The organism is Butyrivibrio sp. AC2005, assembly GCF_000424145.1.
GTDB lineage: Bacteria > Bacillota > Clostridia > Lachnospirales > Lachnospiraceae > Butyrivibrio.
The window spans coordinates 1-17,480 of the sequence record NZ_AUJI01000040.1; the positions used below are offsets into that span (position 1 = coordinate 1).

A 17,480-nucleotide genomic window follows, 5' to 3' on the forward strand; every position below is an offset into this window, starting at 1 on the left:
GCGATAGTAGCTTAGTTGGTAAAGCGCCACCTTGCCAAGGTGGAGACCGCGGGTTCGAGCCCCGTCTATCGCTCTTCAAAACTCAATACTGTGGTAATCGAGCTTGGCTCGTTTACATATACGCGATAGTAGCTTAGTTGGTAAAGCGCCACCTTGCCAAGGTGGAGACCGCGGGTTCGAGCCCCGTCTATCGCTCGCTTAGGAAGTTCCGAGATTTCTTGATTTTTCAAGTATTTCGGAGCTTTTTCTTTTTGGAAAAACTACTATATTATTGAGTGAGTTTGAGTGAGTCTTCTCAGTTGTATTGTTACTTTCAATATTTCTGCTGTTAAGGTTATTAAGAAGTTCTTTAACATCTTCAGTACTCTGTGACTTCATGTGAGAGTAGTATCTTTCATTAGTTGCTACAGAATGACCTAATAACGCAGCCCTCTTCGTAACTGGTAAATTCAATTTGTCAATAAATACATTACTGTTAAGACTCATTCGGAAAGCATGGTTGTTGGTAATATCGTAACCCATTCGCTCGCATAGTCTTCTTAGCCGTTGGGCGTATATATCCTTGTCAAACCATGTACCGTCTTCTTGGCCAAAGATATACTCAGAGTTAATACCATATTCTTCTTGTTTGGATTTGATTTCATTGAGAATACTAGCTATCTTATCAGTAATAGGGAAATATCTACCCCCTTTGGGATGTCTACGTTCATTCTTGGTATATGGTAATTCTTCGAGCACTGCCTTTTTACCGGGTTCCTTAGTTTTTCGTTGTTGCTTGTGAATATGAATACCCTTAACTGTGATATCTTCCCATTTAAGAACAGCAATTTCACCCACACGGACTCCGGTCTCTATAGAAAAGAGAATTGCATAACCAATGAAATCATAATCTTTATCCTTCATTTCTGTTCTGACCCTTGCTATAATCATATCTATTTCTTCATCTGTAAAAATTTTTTCATCTGATGATTTAGCAGAGATATCGCAGTTCTGATTATAATTAGAAGCCTTGTGTTTCCTTTCTTTGTAAATTGTGGACTCGTTCGAGCCCCGTCTATCGCTCTTTTTGTGCCTTGTCCCCGGATTATGTCCGGGGTTTTTATTTACCTTCAATTTCTGCTAAAATAGAATCGTTGTTTTGTTTTTGGGTTTTATAGGAGTATTTGTTGATGGGAAATACCTTTTATTTTGATTTTGAGCCTGCTCTTATGATGTGGCTTCAGAAGTTTCTTGGTGAGACCGGAATAGGACTCATCTCGCATTTTTCAGCATTTGGCGAAGCTATACTTATTATTGTATTAAGTTTCTTATACTGGGGTTATGATAAGAGATTTGGCAGATTTGTTATGCAGAATACCATAATTGGTCTTGTGCTTAACGGTCTGATTAAAAATGTAGCGCTTAGAAGGCGACCTTATTTTGATCATGAGGGGATTGAATGTTACAGACCTGTTGAAAAGGGTGAGGATATAAATGACATTGCTGCGCAGGGTTTTTCTTTTCCCAGTGCGCATTCGATGAACTCAACCATTGTGTATGGATCCATAGCCAGGTATGTGAGTAAGAAACTATTTGTAATCCTGGCCATGATCATTCCTATCCTGGTAGGAATTTCAAGAGTCGTGGTTGGCGTACATTATCCAACAGATGTAATGGTTGGATGGCTTTTAGGCACAATAATTGTTTTCACATTCCCTGTAATATATAAAAAGGTGGGTAAGGCAAAGCGCCCGATAGTAAATCTTGTTATTTTTCTTGTTTGTGCGATAGGCTTTTTCTATTGTAAAACCACGGATTACTACACAGGAATGGGTGTTATGGCAGGCTTTTATCTTGCGACAGAGTTTGAAGAGCGTTTTGTAAATTTTGAGGAGACAAAGCAGCTTTTGGAAATATTACTGAGAATGGCCCTGGGATTTGCTATATATGCCTTGTTAAATAAACTTTTAAAGCTTCCGTTTTCGAGCGAATTTTTGTCGTCTGATACTATGGCATCTTTTGTTGTAAGATTTTTCAGGTATGCCATAATTACCTTTATTTTGATTGGGGTATACCCTATGCTTTTTAAGCTGTTTAACAAATTGTTTACGAAAAACAAGGTTGGGGAAATAAATGAGAGAGCTTGATTATCCGTTTGATTCAGAGGATTTACTGACAAGAAAAAGAGCTATCAGAAAGGCAATACGAAAAGAAACGGAGGGGATAAATCTCCCGGAAAAGAGAATTGCTGTTCTTGGAGGTTCAACTACTCATGGCATTATAGAGATGCTTGAGCTTTTTCTTTTAAACAAAGGAATAAGGCCGGTTTTTTATGAGTCTGAATACAATATGTATTGGGAAGATGTGATGTTTGACGCAGGCGGTCTTTCCGGGTTTAAGCCGGACATCATATTTATCCATACAAGTACAAGGAACATAAGAAATACTCCTAATGTGAAAATGAGTGCCGCTGAAATAGAAGAGGCACTTAATGCTGAATACGGTCATTTTGAAGAATTATGGAATAAGATCAGGGAAAAATACGGATGTCCCATAATCCAGAATAACTTTGAACAGCCGTTTTACAGACTGCTTGGAAACAGGGATGTTGTAGATGTACACGGACTTCACAGCTTTGTTCAGAGGCTAAATTCCAAATTTTACGATTACGCAAGAGCGCATGAAAACTTTTTCATAAATGATATTGCATTTATGGCGGCCTCATACGGTCTTCAGAAGTGGTCGGATCCGTATTACTATCACATGTATAAATATATTATGTGTGTTCCGGCTATTCCTGAATTTGCATATAATCTGTCAAATATTATCGGATCAATATATGGAAAGAATAAAAAAGCATTTGCACTTGATCTCGATAATACGCTTTGGGGCGGAATAGTAGGAGATGACGGACCGGAGAATATCGAAATCGGTCAGGAGACACCAAAGGCCCAGTTATACAGTGAATTTCAGAGGTATATTAAAGCTCACAGGGATATAGGCGTACTGCTTACTGTTGACTCCAAGAATGAGGAGGAAAACGCGCTGGCAGGATTAAAGAGACCCGACAGTGTGCTTTCGCCTGATGATTTCTCTGATATAAAGGCAAATTGGGATCCCAAGGATATGAATTTGAAGGCACTTGCGAAGGAGCTTAATATAGGTGAGGATGCCTTTGTTTTTGTTGATGATAATCCTGCAGAGAGACATATAGTAAGAGAGCAGGTGGGCGGAGCAGCGGTTCCGGAGCTTTCAGTTCCCGAGCATTATATTACGGAGATTGACAGGGGCGGATATTTTGAGGTGACATCACTGTCAGAGGATGACCTTAAGAGAAATGAGATGTACAAGGCCAATGCTGAGAGAGGTAAGCTCCAGAAGAGTTTTGCCGATTACGGAGAGTATCTTAAATCTCTTGAGATGAAGGCACATATAGCACCTTTTGAAGATATGTACATGGCGAGGATTGCCCAGCTTACGAATAAGTCCAATCAGTTTAATCTGACGACAAAAAGATGCTCGCAGGCTGAGATAGAATCCTATGCTGCAAATGACAATTATATTACTCTGTACGGCGCTCTTAGAGACAGATTCGGGGATAACGGAGTGGTTTCCGTAGCCTTTGGTCATATAGATGAAAAGGACAAGGCAGTCTTCCACATCGATTTGTGGCTTATGAGCTGCAGAGTTCTGAAAAGAGATATGGAATTTGCCATGATGGATAAGATGATTGCTGAGTGTAACAGCAGGGGAATAAAGCGCATCATAGGATATTATTACCCTACAGCCAAGAACGGGATGGTAAAGGACTTCTATGATTTACAGGGATTTACTAAGGTTTCCGAATCAGAGAAGGGTGACATTGTATTTGAGCTTGTTCTTGATGAAAAGAAGGAAGGCTTTTCTGACAGAGGAGTGAGAAATAAAGTTATTGTTGTGGAATAAGGAGAAAAAAATGGAAAGAGAAGAGATTTTTGGGAGATTAAATGAAGTATTTTGTGAGTATTTTGATGACGATGACATCACTGTGACGGATGAGACTACAGCTGCAGATATTGAGGACTGGGATTCTCTGGAGCACATAAACCTGCTTGTAGCCATTGAAAGAGAGTTTGGCATCAAATTTACAATGGGTGAGACCTCCGAGATGAAAAATGTTGGGGAAATGGTTACAGCCATCAGTGAGCATCTGAAATGAGAATTCTTTTTGATCTTATATCCGAATATCAAATGTCGTTAATATCCGCAGAGTTTTTATTGTTCATCTTTGCGGTTATTTTCGTCTACTATATTTTTCCTGCAAAGGCTAAGAGAATATGGATATCTGTGGCCAATCTGGCATTTTTACTTTTTGCGGGAGGGGCTTACTCTGTCCTATTATGGGGAGTCGGAGCAGCGGCTGTTTATCTGGGGAGCCTTGTGATATCAAAAAGTGGGGATTCTCTAAAAAAAATAGGATTCTGGTGCCCGCTTATACTTAACGTTGTTATTCTCTTTGTGACAAGGTATCAGTATTTCTACAAGGTGAGAGCACCCTTTGGTGTATCCTTTTACACGCTGATCCTCTTAAGCTACCTGATAGATGTGTATTGGGGAAAATTTGAAGCGGTGGAAAGCCCTTTTGAATTTGTTTCTTATGCAGGCTTTTTTCCTGCCATGACCTCAGGCCCTATTATCAGGTATAAGGAATTCAATGCGAATTTTAAGGAAAAGATCAGACCTGATTATAAAAAGATTACTTTTGGAATAGAGAGAATTATCTGGGGCTTTTTCAAGAAGCTTGTTATTTCAGAGAGGCTTGCGATTATAGTAAATACTGTTTACGGAGATTATGAGAACTTTTCCGGACTGTATATTATATTTGCGGTTATCTGCTTTGCTTTTCAGCTTTATACCGATTTTTCAGGATGTATGGATATAGTTCTCGGCGTATCGGAGGCTATGGGAATAACCCTGGAGGAAAACTTCAGGACACCTTTTTATGCCGCTTCTGAGAGTGAACTGTGGAGAAGATGGCATATATCCCTTGGTACCTGGTTTAAGGATTATATAATGTATCCGCTTCAGAAGACGGATCTGATGGTGAAGTTTTCAGATTTTTGCAGAAAGAAATTCGGCAGGAAAGCCGGCAAGAAGGTGGGTGTATGGCCGGGGCTTCTGATACTGTGGTTTTTAATAGGCTACTGGCATGGCGGATTATTAAAATATGTTATAGGTTCAGGTCTTTTGCACGCCTGCTATATGATATGCGGACAGATAAATGAGCCATGGTTAAAAAAGCTTCATGAAAAAGTGGGAATAAAAGCAGATACAAAGTGGTATGTAGTATTTTGCAGAGTGAGAACTTTTCTGCTTCTCTGTTCAGGCTTTGTCTTTTTCAGGGCGGATTCCACAGTGACTGCTCTAAATATGTATAGAGGCATGTTTAGCGGAAATGTCGGAATTTTCAGCGCTGAGGGCATCACATCACTTGGACTCGATGTGCCGGATATAACCGTGGCATTTGTGAGCCTGTTCGTTTTATTTGTGGCAGAGCTTTTTATGCAGAAAGGAAGCATACGTGAACAAATAAGTGAAATGAACATTATCGCGAAATCAATTATCTGGGCCCTTCTAATCTGCAGCGTGATGATATTCGGAATGTACGGACCGGGATTTTCTGCAGGATCATTCATATATCAGGGCTTTTGACGAAGGCAAATGAAAAATGGGATTATTTAAAAAGTATATTAATAGAATAACAGGCTGTATTCTGGTTTTGGTGCTTGTCTTTACTGTGTTTATGATTTCTTACAGGGCATCCAGAGTGGAGTATGGTCATGTGAAATATGAGCAGTTTTTTAATGAAGATACTGACTATGATGTGATGTTTTTTGGAGCAAGCCATACACAGAACGGTATATATCCTATGCAGCTATGGAAGGATTTTGGCATAACGTCTTACAACATGGGAGGCCCGAACTGTTCGCTTCCTACCAGCTATTATATGCTTAAAATGGCAATAAAATATCATAAACCGAAAATCGCGGTTCTAGATGTCATTTTGTCAGATAAAAATGATATTATCTGGGATTATAGTCTGGCTCACCACTATATGGATGCATTTCCCCTGACTGAAGAAAAGATTGAGGCTGTGAATGTTCTTTTTCCTGATACGAAGGCAAAGCTTGAAATGCTTTTTCCTTATTATGTATATCATGCCGGCTGGAAGGATATAGACGGGGAGGCATTGAAAAAGGCATTTTCTCAGGAGCATTGGCCGACCTTTGGTGCAGAATATGAATCTTTAATAAGCTCTGTCGATGCTGTGCCCGAATTTGTTTCACAGGATAGTGGAAATGACGGAATAGAAACCACAGGGCATGAATACATTAGAAAATTTGTGGAGCTTTGCAGGGAAAATGATATTCAGCCGATGCTGATGTTTTTACCGGCCGGAGTTGACGAAGCAGAACAGCGCGCAGCAAACGAGGTTTACAGAATTGCGGGAGAAATGGCAGTGCCATATGTGAATCTTATATATGAAGAAGGACTTATAAACTATTTTACTGATTATACCGATGGAGGAGGACATCTAAATCCCTCCGGAGCGCGTAAGGTCACAGCGTGGATTGGGAATTATCTCACATCAAATTCTGAGGTTATAGATCACCGCAATGATGGGAAATATTCAGTATTGTGGAATGAGACCTATGGTAAATACAGGGATTTTATTTCGAATATTATGAAGGAATCCGCAGATGCCAGGACAGCCCTCATGAATTTATACAATAATAACTATTATTCATACATAGAGATTTCACCCGGATATGATAAGGATTCAGTTGATCAGATGCTGCTTGATCAGCTTACAGGTGAAGGCCTGGCAGAAGTTAATACATCTGATTCCTTGCAGACTGTGAAGATAAGAATAAAAGTCACGTCTGCCGATACCGGTGAAGAAATTTGCACTTTGGAATACTGATGTCTTGACTTTTTTTATCCGTATGCATAAAATAAATCGTAACTTCATAGAAAAAGCTATGACGAAGACAGTAAGTGTTTTTGAAAAGCTGCAGAGAGCCTGCGGACGGTGCGAGCAGGTGCGAGTACAAAACATTGAAAATCACTTCTGAGCTGCATGTTCGAACGTTTTTATTTTAGTAGATCATGACGGAATCTCACCGTAAATGAGAGTCATATAAAACCGTAAATTCGGGGAGTATGTGTAAACAGGTGGTACAGCGAGTAATAATCTCGTCCTTTTTACAGAGGACGGGATTTTTTTATTTTGAAAGGAGTCTCAAATGTATAAAAAGGTTGACACTGATATGAATTTTGTCGCCCGCGAGAAGGAAGTTGAGAAATTCTGGAAAGACCAGGATATCTTCCAGAAGAGTGTAGACACCCGCAGTAAGGGTGAGATGTATATGTTCTATGACGGACCTCCGACTGCAAACGGTAAGCCTCATATCGGACACGTTCTTACACGTGCCATCAAGGATATGATCCCGAGATACCGTACAATGAAGGGTTATACTGTTCCCCGTAAGGCAGGCTGGGATACACATGGTCTTCCGGTAGAGCTTGAGGTTGAGAAGCTTCTTGGTCTTGATGGAAAAGAGCAGATTGAAGAGTATGGTATGGAGCCTTTCATCAAGAAATGTAAGGAATCCGTATGGAAATATAAGGGAATGTGGGAGGATTTCTCCGGCACAGTCGGATTCTGGGCTGATATGGATCATCCCTACATCACATATGATGATAATTTCATTGAGTCTGAGTGGTGGGCTCTTAACGAGATCTGGAAAAAGGGACTTCTCTATAAGGGATTCAAGGTAGTTCCGTACTGCCCTCGCTGTGGTACACCTCTTTCATCCCACGAGGTTGCACAGGGCTATAAGACTCTTAAGGAGCGTACAGCAGTTGTTCGCTTTAAGGTTAAGGGTGAGGACGCATATTTCCTTGCATGGACAACAACACCCTGGACACTTCCTTCAAACATCGGTCTTTGCGTAAACCCTGATGAGAAGTACGTAAAGGTTAAGGCTGCAGATGGTTATACATATTATCTTGCAGAAGCACTTGCAGATACAGTGCTTGGCGGCCTGGCTAAGGAAGAAGGCGAGAAGGCATACGAGGTTCTTGAGACCTATGTAGGTACAGACCTTGAGTATAAAGAGTATGAGCCTCTTTATCAGTGTGCTGCCGATGAGACAGAAAAGCAGCACAAGAAGGCATTCTTCATCTACTGCGACAACTACGTAACAATGTCAGATGGTACAGGTATCGTACATATCGCTCCTGCATTCGGTGAAGATGATGCCCGTGTTGGTAGAAAATATGACGCTCCTCTTGTACAGATGGTTGATGGTGAAGGCAGACTTAAGCCTGAGACTCCTTTTGCAGGCTACAGATGTAAGCCTACAGAGAAGGAAATTGAAGAGGGGGCAATCAGTGCAGATCCCGAGGTATTAAAGGATCTTGATGGCAGAAGTCTTCTCTTCTCAGCACCTAAGATGGAGCATGATTATCCTCATTGCTGGAGATGTGGTACACCGCTTCTTTACTATGCACGTTCTTCATGGTTCATCAAGGTTACAGAGGTTAAGGATGACCTTATCAGAAACAACAAGGAGATCAACTGGGTTCCTGAGTCAATCGGTAAGGGACGTTTCGGTGACTGGCTTGAGAACATTCAGGACTGGGGTATCTCACGTGACAGATATTGGGGAACACCTCTTAACATTTGGGAGTGTGATGACTGCGGACATCAGCTTTCAGTAGGATCAAGAAAAGAGCTTGCTGAGCTTTCGGGAGATCCTTCTGCAGAGACCTGTGAGCTTCACAGACCTTACATTGATAAATATGAAATCACTTGCCCTAAGTGTGGTAAGAAGATGCACAGAGTTAAGGAAGTTATCGACTGCTGGTTCGATTCAGGAGCAATGCCTTTCGCTCAGCTCCACTATCCTTTTGAAAACAAGGAGCTTTTCGAGAAGCAGTTCCCTGCTCAGTTCATTTCAGAGGCTGTAGACCAGACAAGAGGCTGGTTCTACTCACTTCACGCAGAGGCAACACTTCTTTTCAACAAGCCTGCATTTAAAAATGTTATAGTACTCGGCCTTGTGCAGGATGAGAATGGACAGAAGATGAGTAAGTCAAAGGGCAACGCGGTTGATCCGTTTGAGGCTCTTGAGAAATACGGTGCAGATGCGATCAGATGGTATTTCTATACAAACTCTGCTCCCTGGCTTCCTTCAAGATTTGCAGGAAAGACCGTTCAGGAAGGTCAGAGAAAGTTCCTCGGAACACTGTGGAATACCTATGCGTTCTTCGTGCTTTATGCAAATATTGATGGTTTTGATGCTTCCAAGTACACACTTGAGAAGGATAAGCTCACTGTAATGGATAAATGGATTCTTTCCAAGATGAACACCATGATCGGTGAGGTTGATAAGAACCTTGAGAATTACAGAATACCTGAAGCAGGAAAGGCACTGGATGCATTTGTTGATGACCTTTCAAACTGGTATGTAAGAAGATGCCGTGAGCGTTTCTGGGCTAAGGGAATGGAACAGGATAAGATTTCTGCTTACATGACACTTTACACAGCACTTGTAAATGTATGTAAGGCAGCAGCTCCCATGGTTCCTTTCATGACAGAATCAATCTATCAGAATCTCGTAAGAACAAGCGATACTTCAGCTCCTGAGTCAATCCATCTCTGTGATTTTCCTGCAGTGGATGAGAGTTTCATTGACAAGGATCTCGAAGAGAACATGGATGAAGTTCTTCAGATTGTAGTTCTTGGACGTGCATGCCGTAACGCAGCTGCTATCAAGAACCGTCAGTCCATCGGACAGATGTATGTTAAGGCTGAAAAGAAGGTATCGGAGTTCTATCAGGAAATCATTGAGGATGAGCTTAATGTGAAGAAGGTTATCTTTGCAGATGACGTAAGAGATTTCACAACATATACCTTCAAGCCTCAGCTCAAGACTGTTGGACCTAAGTATGGTAAGGTACTCGGCGGAATTAAAGAATACTTAGGAAATCTTGACGGAAACAGCGCTATGGATGAGCTTAAGGCTAATGGAGCTCTTAAGTTTGATGTAAATGGTACAGCTGTTGAGCTTACTGAGGACGATCTTCTTATCGATATGGCTCAGAAGGAAGGCTTCATGAGCACAGAGGATCACGGAATTACCGTTGTCCTTGATACTAACCTTTCAGAGGAACTCCTTAACGAAGGCTTTATGTACGAGGTAATCTCTAAGGTTCAGACAATGCGTAAGGATTCAGGCTTCGAGGTTATGGATCACATCAAACTGTCTGTAAACGGCAACGATAAGATTGCTCAGATTGTTAAGGATAACGCTGAGTCCATCTCAACCAAGGTTCTGGCTACAGAGATTGTTTATGGCAGCGATGTGGCAAATGCCAAGGAATGGGATATCAACGGCGAAAAGGTAACAATTGGCGTTGAGAAGCTTTAATTAAAAAACGACATAGATAATTTAAAACAGATGATCTCTTCCTGTATGATATAGTTGATGCAGGAAGAGGTCATCTGTTATTTTTATATAGATATCTCATATATGAACGCAGGAGGATTTATGGAACTGATTAAGGGGATAAAGCATAACAGGATTAAAATAATATGCTCTTATCTGGCTGTGCTGATTTATTTCGGGATAGACAGATCAATAGAATATGCAACGGATTCATATGCTGCACTTATGATGGATGACAACTGGAAGGTGAAAGTATATGAGAATGGCAGGGTTCTTCAGGGGCTTTTGTATTACGTGATAGAAATGTTTCATCTTCCTTCCGGAATAAAATATCAGTTTTCATATTTATGTGCTTTTATTTTTATTGGATTATCCATATTTGTTCTGTCGGTTGTTATAAATAAATATATAAAAAATGATATTCTGGCTGTTTTTATTTCTTTCCTGACAATTGTTAATCCTTTTTTTGTGGAGTTCTTTCTTTTTATAGAAAAGGGAATGTTCTGCTTTGTTATCTTCCTGAATGTATGTGCAGTATATTTAACCGAGATTCTTTTTAACAGTGACGATGGTGATAATAAGTCATATTTTGCTGATAAAAAGCTCCTTTCCTCAGCCCTTGTTTTCCTGTGCCTGGTTGTGTCTGTTCTTTTGTATCAGACACTTATCTCGCTCTATGTGGTACTGTGTCTTCCTTTTATTGCATTAAACGCTGCTGATTTTGTAAAAAAGAATATTTATATCGGATTTATGTATGCGATACCCATGGGAATTGCATATATTCTTGCAAGGTTTGTATTTCCTGTTGAAAGGCTGTCAGGAAGAGAAGGCCTGACTGCTTCTTTCAAGGCCCTTTTTGATGCAATAATAAGCATAAGTACAGATAAATTTTCATATCTGTCTAAAGGAACTTTTGGGACATGGCAGATACTTTTAGCTGTTATGGTAATCCTGTTTCTTCTTGCGAAAAAGGAAGGCCGGATCAAATCACTTTTACTGATTGGCTATGAGATACTTGGATGTATGATAATAAGCTTTGCTGTAGTTTTCTTTAACGATTCTGATGTATTACCGAGAGTTGTATACAGCTATGCATCGGTATTTGGAATAGTCCTCATATATATTTTGTCAGAGTTTAAAGGAGAAGAACAAAAAGAGATTTTCCAAAATGCTGTTAAGGGAGTAGCTTTTCTTCTGATTGCTGTGATATGTGTGTCTGAATATGTTGTTTTCCAGAAATGCTTTCTTGAAAGATACAGATGTAATCAGGCAGATTTATATCTTTGCAATATCATAGGGGAGAAAATAAAGGAATATGAGGAGGAGACAGGCAATACCGTTGATACCCTGTGCTATTACAGTGACATGGCGAGATCCTGGCAGGAACCCGGATATGATAAAACCGAAACCAGTATCAGAGCCCAGGCGACGGGATGGAGCAGGACATATTCGATAAATTACTATCTTGGTACAGACTATAAAGAGGGTGAACCGGATGCTGAGCTTTTAGAATATTATAAAAATATAAACTGGGATACATACGCAGATGATCAGCTTTTATTTGAAGGAAACACTTTGCATATCTGTATTTATTAAAAATTTAGTTTAATTATAAAAGGATAATTTATTGTTAAACTAAAAGATTTTATTATTTTTAATTGATACTTAAGCCTATCTAAAGGGTATCTTCATTTTTATCCCTTAAACTTGAAATGTAAGAAAAGTTCAAAAGCGGACAGTAAAATCCGCTGGTTTCAGGTGTAGGGGGAATTTTATATGATGAAGAATTTCGTGATTTCCAAATTCAAAGATAAGTTTGCAATTTTGTTATCATTTATTTTGTGTGCCTGTTTATTAACAGCATCAGATGCAAACTTCGCTATTTCAGCAAAAGCTTCAAAAGAATCAAGTGTAAAGAATTATATTGAAAATTGCATAGATGAAAATGTTAAGGTGCTTTTTATCGGCGATTCAAGAACAGTAGATATGTTCTATGCGGACAAAAGTGAGATAAAAGGCAAGGTTTATAATAACATAACGGTTTATGCAAAGGACGGAGCTACCTTTGGATATATGAAAAATACATTAAAAAAAGTTAATGTAAAGAATTACGACGTAATAGTATCCTGGATGGGAGCTAACGATCATGGTAATTTTGATAAATATTCTTCATATTATAAGAAGCTGAATAAGAAGACCCACGGACATCTGGTGCTTTGCACAATTGGTTATTCAGATAACAGTAAGCTTGGAGATCTGGGAGACTGCCTGTACTACAATGATGGTATCATGCAGAACTTCAATAAGGGCTTGAACAAATGGGCAAAGAAGAATCATGTTGAGACAATCAATCTCTATTCATATACCAAAAAGCATGTTACAGCAAGATCGAATAATGGTGTTCACTACGTTCCAAGTCCTACTGTGGATCTTTGGAACTACACAGTAAAGCAGATTATTAAAAAGGTTGGTGAGTTTGGATTTACAACTGAAGAAGAGCCTGATGGTACAGGAGTTCCAAAAGTTCCGGAAGAAAAAGTAATTCAGTAATTATATAAACCGATATAAAAATATAAGAGGAAGGCCAACCACCTTCCTCTTTTACTATGCGTTACAGTATGCTCTTTTTATCTGTGCTGCTCAGACATCCACTGCCACATATTTAAGCCGTTATCTTCACATTCACCGTTGAAGAAGTAAATCCATGACCAGTGGCCCATATACTGATAAGCGTTGCCATCCTGGCCTTTAAAGGTATCTGAAGTGTCGTGAACATCCTCAAATATACTTCTGTGGACATTTGCGCCTATTGCATCAAGTCTCTTAAGAGTGGGTTCCTCGAACATCTTTGGATCGACTGTTGTGTCATTTTCTGCGTAAACAAACCAGAGCGGGAGATCCTTAATTGCTTCAAGCTGTTCATCCTTAATTCCTGTATCGGAATATGCCTCACAAATAGGATAGGCAGCTGCAAAATAATCAGGATAGTTCATGATCATATCCATAGTCATATAGCCACCATTTGAGCAGCCTCCTATGATGATTCTGTCAGCGTCAATATTTGAATGAGCCTCCACATAGGAGTCGATAAGCGCCTTAAGATCGGGAAGATAGATGGAATCTACTCCTTTGTTATCCATCCAGTTTCCTGCTTCATCATACTGCATCCAGAATGTGGGGCACTGGGGAGCAAGAACATATGCACCACCCATTACGCTTTGAAATTCGTCGCTGTAAAGGGCCGTTACTTCATTGCCGAGAGTATTCAGCCTTGGATCATTTCCGCCTTCTCCTGCGCCATGTAACCATATTACAAGGGGGTGCTTTTGTCCATCATCCTCGGGCTCATAGGATGCATAATTCAAGGTGAACTTTTCGCCCTTAAATTCCCCGGTAATATCGGATTTTTCAAGCTGAGGATAAATAGCATCTGCAAAATCGACTGTTTTATCAATTTCAATGGATTCTATAGTGTTACCCTCTTCATTGGTAAGTGATGAACCTTCTGCTAATGTAACAGAAAGGTCATAGGGGGAACATATAGTGTTATTGCCTTTGAACAGATCATAGCAGAAGGGCGAGCCTTCTTCGGGACCAAACTTAAGTTCCAGTGTTACATATTCAGAATCAGCGGACTTTTCACCGTTTTCATCACTTGTATATGCGTTTATAACCTTTCTTGCTGCTTCGGATTCAATGTGCTTGGACGGATCTTCCTTTGAACCTTCAGCAAGTGCAGCCCAGTTAAAGGTTTCCTTATTTTCTTTTACTGAAAAAGAATCTGCAGAAACTGAATCTGCATTTATTTTTTCATCAAATTTCACAATTGTCTTTACTACCGCGGGACCCCAGTCCTGACCCTCGATTACAGCCCGCTGGGTTCCTGTTAATGATTTACCCATATCTTCTTTGTTCTCCTTTTCCTCTGTAGATGTTTGTTCTGCGGAATTATCTTCCGTTTTTGCCGTATCACCATCAGCAGGTGATTCCGCTTTAGCTGATCCACATGCAGTTAACCCTAATACAAGTGAAAGAGCTAATACTGTTGATAATACTTTTCTTTTCATTAGTATCCTTCCTCCCAATACCAAGTTTTGTTAAAGGATATAATAAAAAGAACCCTCAAAAAAGAGCCGGAATTTGACTGAATGAATCATTCTTGCCTTTTTTGAGGGTTAGATTTTTGACTTAAATACTCTGTTTTTGATATAAGGTCAAATTAGAGCAGATTTTCGTCCTTAACAATCTTAACTATGCGGCTTGTGCCAAGTCTGTCTGCCCCGAGTTCCATGAATTTCTCAGCGTCGGCGATGCTTCCGATTCCGCCGGCAGCTTTCATTTTTACATCGGGACCTATGTGTTTTGCGAAGAGTGCAATATCATCAAAGGTAGCGCCTGCAGTTGAAAAACCGGTTGAAGTCTTGATGTAGTCGGCTTTAGCCTCTGTAACTAGCTCACACATCTTGATTTTTTCTTCATCTGTGAGAAGACAGGTCTCAATGATTACCTTTAAGATGTTGTCGCCACATGCAGCCTTGATTTCCTTGATTTCATTAAGAACGTAATCGTAATTCTTTGCTCTGAGCTCACCGATGTTGATAACCATATCAATCTCGTCAGCGCCATTTGCAAGAGCGTTCTTTGTCTCGAAGACTTTTGTGGCTGTTGTCATGTTTCCATTGGGGAAACCGATAACTGTGCAGAGCTGAACCTTATCGCCTACATAGTCCTTTGCTCTTTTGATGTAGCAGGGAGGAATGCAGATGGATGCAGTATTGTATTTGATTGCATCGTCAGCGATTTCTTTAATCTGATCCCAGGTTGCTTCCTGCTTTAAAAGTGTGTGATCACAATGATTTAAAATTGTCTTGATATCCATGTATTTACCTCTTTATCTATTATCTCTGACCCTTGTCATAAGGGATACCCTCTGCCTTAGGTGCTCTTGAATTCTTGGATGTAAATGCAAGAACAAGAAGTGAGATTACATAAGGCATGATGTTATAAACGGTTCCTGATATGGGGAGTGCCTGAAGGAAGCCAATACCCATATATACATTTGACAGTGATCTGAATACTGCAAACAGTACTGCGGACCAGGCGATTCGCTCAGGCTTCCACTGACCGAAGATCATAACTGCCAGAGAGAGGAAACCTGCACCTGCCACACCATAGTCAAAATGCCAGGTGGAGTTAGCTGCTGCTATATAAATGATACCGCCGATACCTGCAAGGAATCCGGAAATGATTACACCTGAGTATCTCATGGCGTAAACGCTGATACCAACTGATTCTGCAGCCTGAGGGTGCTCGCCGCAGGCACGAAGTCTGAGTGCAAACTTTGTTTTATAGAACATTACAATTGCAACAATAAGAAGTATTGCAGCAACTACAACGAACCAGGAGAGCTGCAATGGTCCGATGCTGAACATAAATGCATCGTGACCTCTTACATAGTCAAGCTTTGCTGAGAAATCCGAACCGTTTGATCTGGCTGTGTTAAAGGCTTTTACAATAACAGTAGCAGATGCTGTAGCAAGCATGTTAAGAGCTGTTCCGATAAGAGTCTGGTCAGCATTGAAGTGAATGCAGGCAACTGCGATAAGGAGTGATGAAGCCATTCCTGCCAGAGCTGCTGCAATGATAGTCAATGAGACAATAGTAAACTTTGATGCATCGGAAGGAAGAAGAACCATTACCATGGCACCTGCCATAGCTCCGAAAACCATAATTCCTTCAAGACCCAGGTTAATAATACCGCTTCGCTCAGAGAACATACCGCCCAGAGCTACAAGGATCAAAACAGCGGAGAAAATTAGTGTGTATTGAATAAGTAATGCCATATTCTTACACCTCCTTCTTATCAGCCGTTTTGTCGTCGGCAGGTTTATTTGGTTCAGCGTTGGCGTTGGCCTTTGGCGGTTTACCAAGCTTGTTAACCGGCTTGGACATAACTGTTTTAAAGAACAGAACAAATCCGCACAGGTAGATGATAATAGCTATCATCAGATCAGCAACCTGAGGATTATAGTAGTTTGTATTAAGGTACTGACCACCCTGAGTAATATAGGTTACGAAAAGTCCGGCAAAAATTGTTCCGATAGGATGAAGGCCGCCCAGGAATGCAACAGCGATTCCTGAGAATCCCATTCCCGGAACGGATGAAGCTATCTTGTAATGTTCAATACCTGTCAGATAGTAAAGACCTGCTGCCATACCGGAAATTGCACCGGAGATAACAAGGCTAAGGATTATATTTCTTTTTGCATTCATGCCTGCATATTTAGCAGCATCCTTGCTGTGACCGGTAGCCTTGAGCTCATAACCGAAGGTTGTTTTCCCAAGAACAAAGAGGATGACAATAGCAATAACGATTGTAAGTGGTACTGCTATTGTGATGTATTTGTTCTTTCCGAAGAAATCACTGAGGAAGGCTGGAAGAAGACTTGAGCCTTTAACAGCGTAGGTTTCGGACTTTGTTGTGTTCATTACGGTCTTATCACCAAGGATGATATTGCATATATAAAGTGCAATCCAGTTAAGCATGATGCCTGCAATAACTTCGTTAACGTTGCAGTAAGCTTTAAAGAAGCCGCAGATGCATCCCCAAAGTGCTCCGGCAAGTATTGCTGCCAGAACGCAGAGAATCCAGTTCCAGTGAAGGGCAAGTGCTGTATAGAGACTTGCGATAATACCAACTGTGTATTGGCCTGCGCAGCCAATGTTGAACAGACCTGTTTTAAAAGCGAACAGGATTGCTTCCGCACAGAGTATAACAGGTACGGATTTTACAAGAACAGATCCCATTGCACTCATGAGCTTTTTCTGATTACCTGCAAATTTAAAGAAATTTCGAAGGATGGCAAACATTCCTTCAGCAGCGTGAGCAGGATTCATCAGAAGCAGAATTACATATCCCAGCAAAATTCCAAGTATTGCGCACAAAATGGATGCCAGCAGCGTTTGAAATCCGGGTTTTCTGAAAATGCTTGTTTTTTCTTCCAC

The 17,480-nt window shown here is 40.5% G+C and carries 13 protein-coding genes, 2 tRNA genes and 1 other annotated feature; of the genes, 10 read left to right on the forward strand and 5 right to left on the reverse strand.

Translation table 11 applies throughout. From position 1 onward, the window contains the following. Both G602_RS0112165 and G602_RS0112170 read left to right on the forward strand, forming a co-directional pair. Positions 1 to 73, forward strand: a tRNA-Gly gene (locus G602_RS0112165). 49 nt (positions 74 to 122) lie between these two features. Further along, positions 123 to 195: transfer RNA gene (locus G602_RS0112170), tRNA-Gly, on the forward strand. A gap of 3 nt (positions 196 to 198) precedes the next feature. Here G602_RS0112170 and G602_RS0112175 read toward each other — a convergent pair. Then, complete coding sequence (locus G602_RS0112175) at positions 199 to 1,113, reverse strand: tyrosine-type recombinase/integrase (protein WP_026659253.1); 915 nt, start codon at positions 1,111 to 1,113, stop codon at positions 199 to 201. A 56-nt stretch (positions 1,114 to 1,169) separates the two neighbouring features. Here G602_RS0112175 and G602_RS0112180 point away from each other — a divergent pair, with 56 nt between their 5' ends. The 8 genes from G602_RS0112180 to G602_RS0112215 all read left to right on the forward strand — a co-directional run bounded on the left by G602_RS0112180 (position 1,170) and on the right by G602_RS0112215 (position 13,025). After that, on the forward strand, positions 1,170 to 2,126 hold the full coding sequence (locus G602_RS0112180; protein WP_026659254.1) for a phosphatase PAP2 family protein: 957 nt from the start codon (positions 1,170 to 1,172) through the stop codon (positions 2,124 to 2,126). Then, positions 2,113 to 3,924: an HAD-IIIC family phosphatase gene (locus G602_RS0112185; RefSeq protein WP_026659255.1), complete on the forward strand. Its 1,812-nt coding sequence runs from the start codon at positions 2,113 to 2,115 to the stop codon at positions 3,922 to 3,924. The genes G602_RS0112180 and G602_RS0112185 overlap by 14 nt, the downstream gene beginning before the upstream one ends. Positions 3,925 to 3,934: 10 nt before the next feature. Then, entirely contained in the window at positions 3,935 to 4,177 is a 243-nt protein-coding gene (locus G602_RS0112190) for an acyl carrier protein (protein WP_026659257.1), read from the forward strand. Next, complete coding sequence (locus G602_RS26410; RefSeq protein WP_049945204.1) at positions 4,174 to 5,670, forward strand: MBOAT family O-acyltransferase; 1,497 nt, start codon at positions 4,174 to 4,176, stop codon at positions 5,668 to 5,670. Before G602_RS0112190 ends, G602_RS26410 begins: the two co-directional genes overlap by 4 nt. Before the next feature lie 16 nt (positions 5,671 to 5,686). Beyond that, a complete protein-coding gene (locus G602_RS0112200; protein WP_026659258.1) occupies positions 5,687 to 6,943 on the forward strand; it encodes an SGNH/GDSL hydrolase family protein in 1,257 nt (418 codons plus the stop codon). 49 nt (positions 6,944 to 6,992) lie between these two features. After that, positions 6,993 to 7,226: a binding site (T-box leader), on the forward strand. 39 nt (positions 7,227 to 7,265) lie between these two features. Continuing rightward, positions 7,266 to 10,457, forward strand: coding sequence for an isoleucine--tRNA ligase (gene ileS / locus G602_RS0112205; RefSeq protein ID WP_026659259.1), 3,192 nt, complete (start codon positions 7,266 to 7,268; stop codon positions 10,455 to 10,457). Between the two features lie 120 nt (positions 10,458 to 10,577). Further along, positions 10,578 to 12,071, forward strand: coding sequence for a glucosyltransferase domain-containing protein (locus G602_RS0112210; RefSeq protein WP_026659260.1), 1,494 nt, complete (start codon positions 10,578 to 10,580; stop codon positions 12,069 to 12,071). Between the two features lie 180 nt (positions 12,072 to 12,251). Then, on the forward strand, positions 12,252 to 13,025 hold the full coding sequence (locus tag G602_RS0112215) for an SGNH/GDSL hydrolase family protein (RefSeq protein ID WP_026659261.1): 774 nt from the start codon (positions 12,252 to 12,254) through the stop codon (positions 13,023 to 13,025). A 77-nt stretch (positions 13,026 to 13,102) separates the two neighbouring features. Here the strand turns inward: G602_RS0112215 and G602_RS0112220 are convergent, their stop codons facing one another. The 4 genes from G602_RS0112220 to G602_RS0112235 form a co-directional block, all read right to left on the reverse strand. Further along, on the reverse strand, positions 13,103 to 14,542 hold the full coding sequence (locus G602_RS0112220) for a prolyl oligopeptidase family serine peptidase (protein ID WP_049945205.1): 1,440 nt from the start codon (positions 14,540 to 14,542) through the stop codon (positions 13,103 to 13,105). A 152-nt stretch (positions 14,543 to 14,694) separates the two neighbouring features. Beyond that, positions 14,695 to 15,354: a deoxyribose-phosphate aldolase gene (deoC, locus tag G602_RS0112225; protein ID WP_026659263.1), complete on the reverse strand. Its 660-nt coding sequence runs from the start codon at positions 15,352 to 15,354 to the stop codon at positions 14,695 to 14,697. A gap of 19 nt (positions 15,355 to 15,373) precedes the next feature. Beyond that, positions 15,374 to 16,318, reverse strand: a complete 945-nt coding sequence (locus G602_RS0112230; protein ID WP_026659264.1) for an ABC transporter permease — start codon at positions 16,316 to 16,318, stop codon at positions 15,374 to 15,376. A 4-nt stretch (positions 16,319 to 16,322) separates the two neighbouring features. Next, complete coding sequence (locus tag G602_RS0112235; RefSeq protein ID WP_044931992.1) at positions 16,323 to 17,480, reverse strand: ABC transporter permease; 1,158 nt, start codon at positions 17,478 to 17,480, stop codon at positions 16,323 to 16,325.

Coding starts and splice junctions, on each gene's coding strand:
- G602_RS0112230 (WP_026659264.1), bottom strand. CDS start 16,318: ATGGCATTACTTATTCAATACACACTAATTTTCTCCGCTGTTTTGATC.
- G602_RS0112200 (WP_026659258.1), top strand. CDS start 5,687: ATGGGATTATTTAAAAAGTATATTAATAGAATAACAGGCTGTATTCTG.
- ileS (WP_026659259.1), top strand. CDS start 7,266: ATGTATAAAAAGGTTGACACTGATATGAATTTTGTCGCCCGCGAGAAG.
- G602_RS0112215 (WP_026659261.1), top strand. CDS start 12,252: ATGATGAAGAATTTCGTGATTTCCAAATTCAAAGATAAGTTTGCAATT.
- G602_RS0112220 (WP_049945205.1), bottom strand. CDS start 14,542: ATGAAAAGAAAAGTATTATCAACAGTATTAGCTCTTTCACTTGTATTA.
- G602_RS0112210 (WP_026659260.1), top strand. CDS start 10,578: ATGGAACTGATTAAGGGGATAAAGCATAACAGGATTAAAATAATATGC.
- G602_RS0112190 (WP_026659257.1), top strand. CDS start 3,935: ATGGAAAGAGAAGAGATTTTTGGGAGATTAAATGAAGTATTTTGTGAG.
- G602_RS26410 (WP_049945204.1), top strand. CDS start 4,174: ATGAGAATTCTTTTTGATCTTATATCCGAATATCAAATGTCGTTAATA.
- G602_RS0112180 (WP_026659254.1), top strand. CDS start 1,170: ATGGGAAATACCTTTTATTTTGATTTTGAGCCTGCTCTTATGATGTGG.
- deoC (WP_026659263.1), bottom strand. CDS start 15,354: ATGGATATCAAGACAATTTTAAATCATTGTGATCACACACTTTTAAAG.
- G602_RS0112185 (WP_026659255.1), top strand. CDS start 2,113: ATGAGAGAGCTTGATTATCCGTTTGATTCAGAGGATTTACTGACAAGA.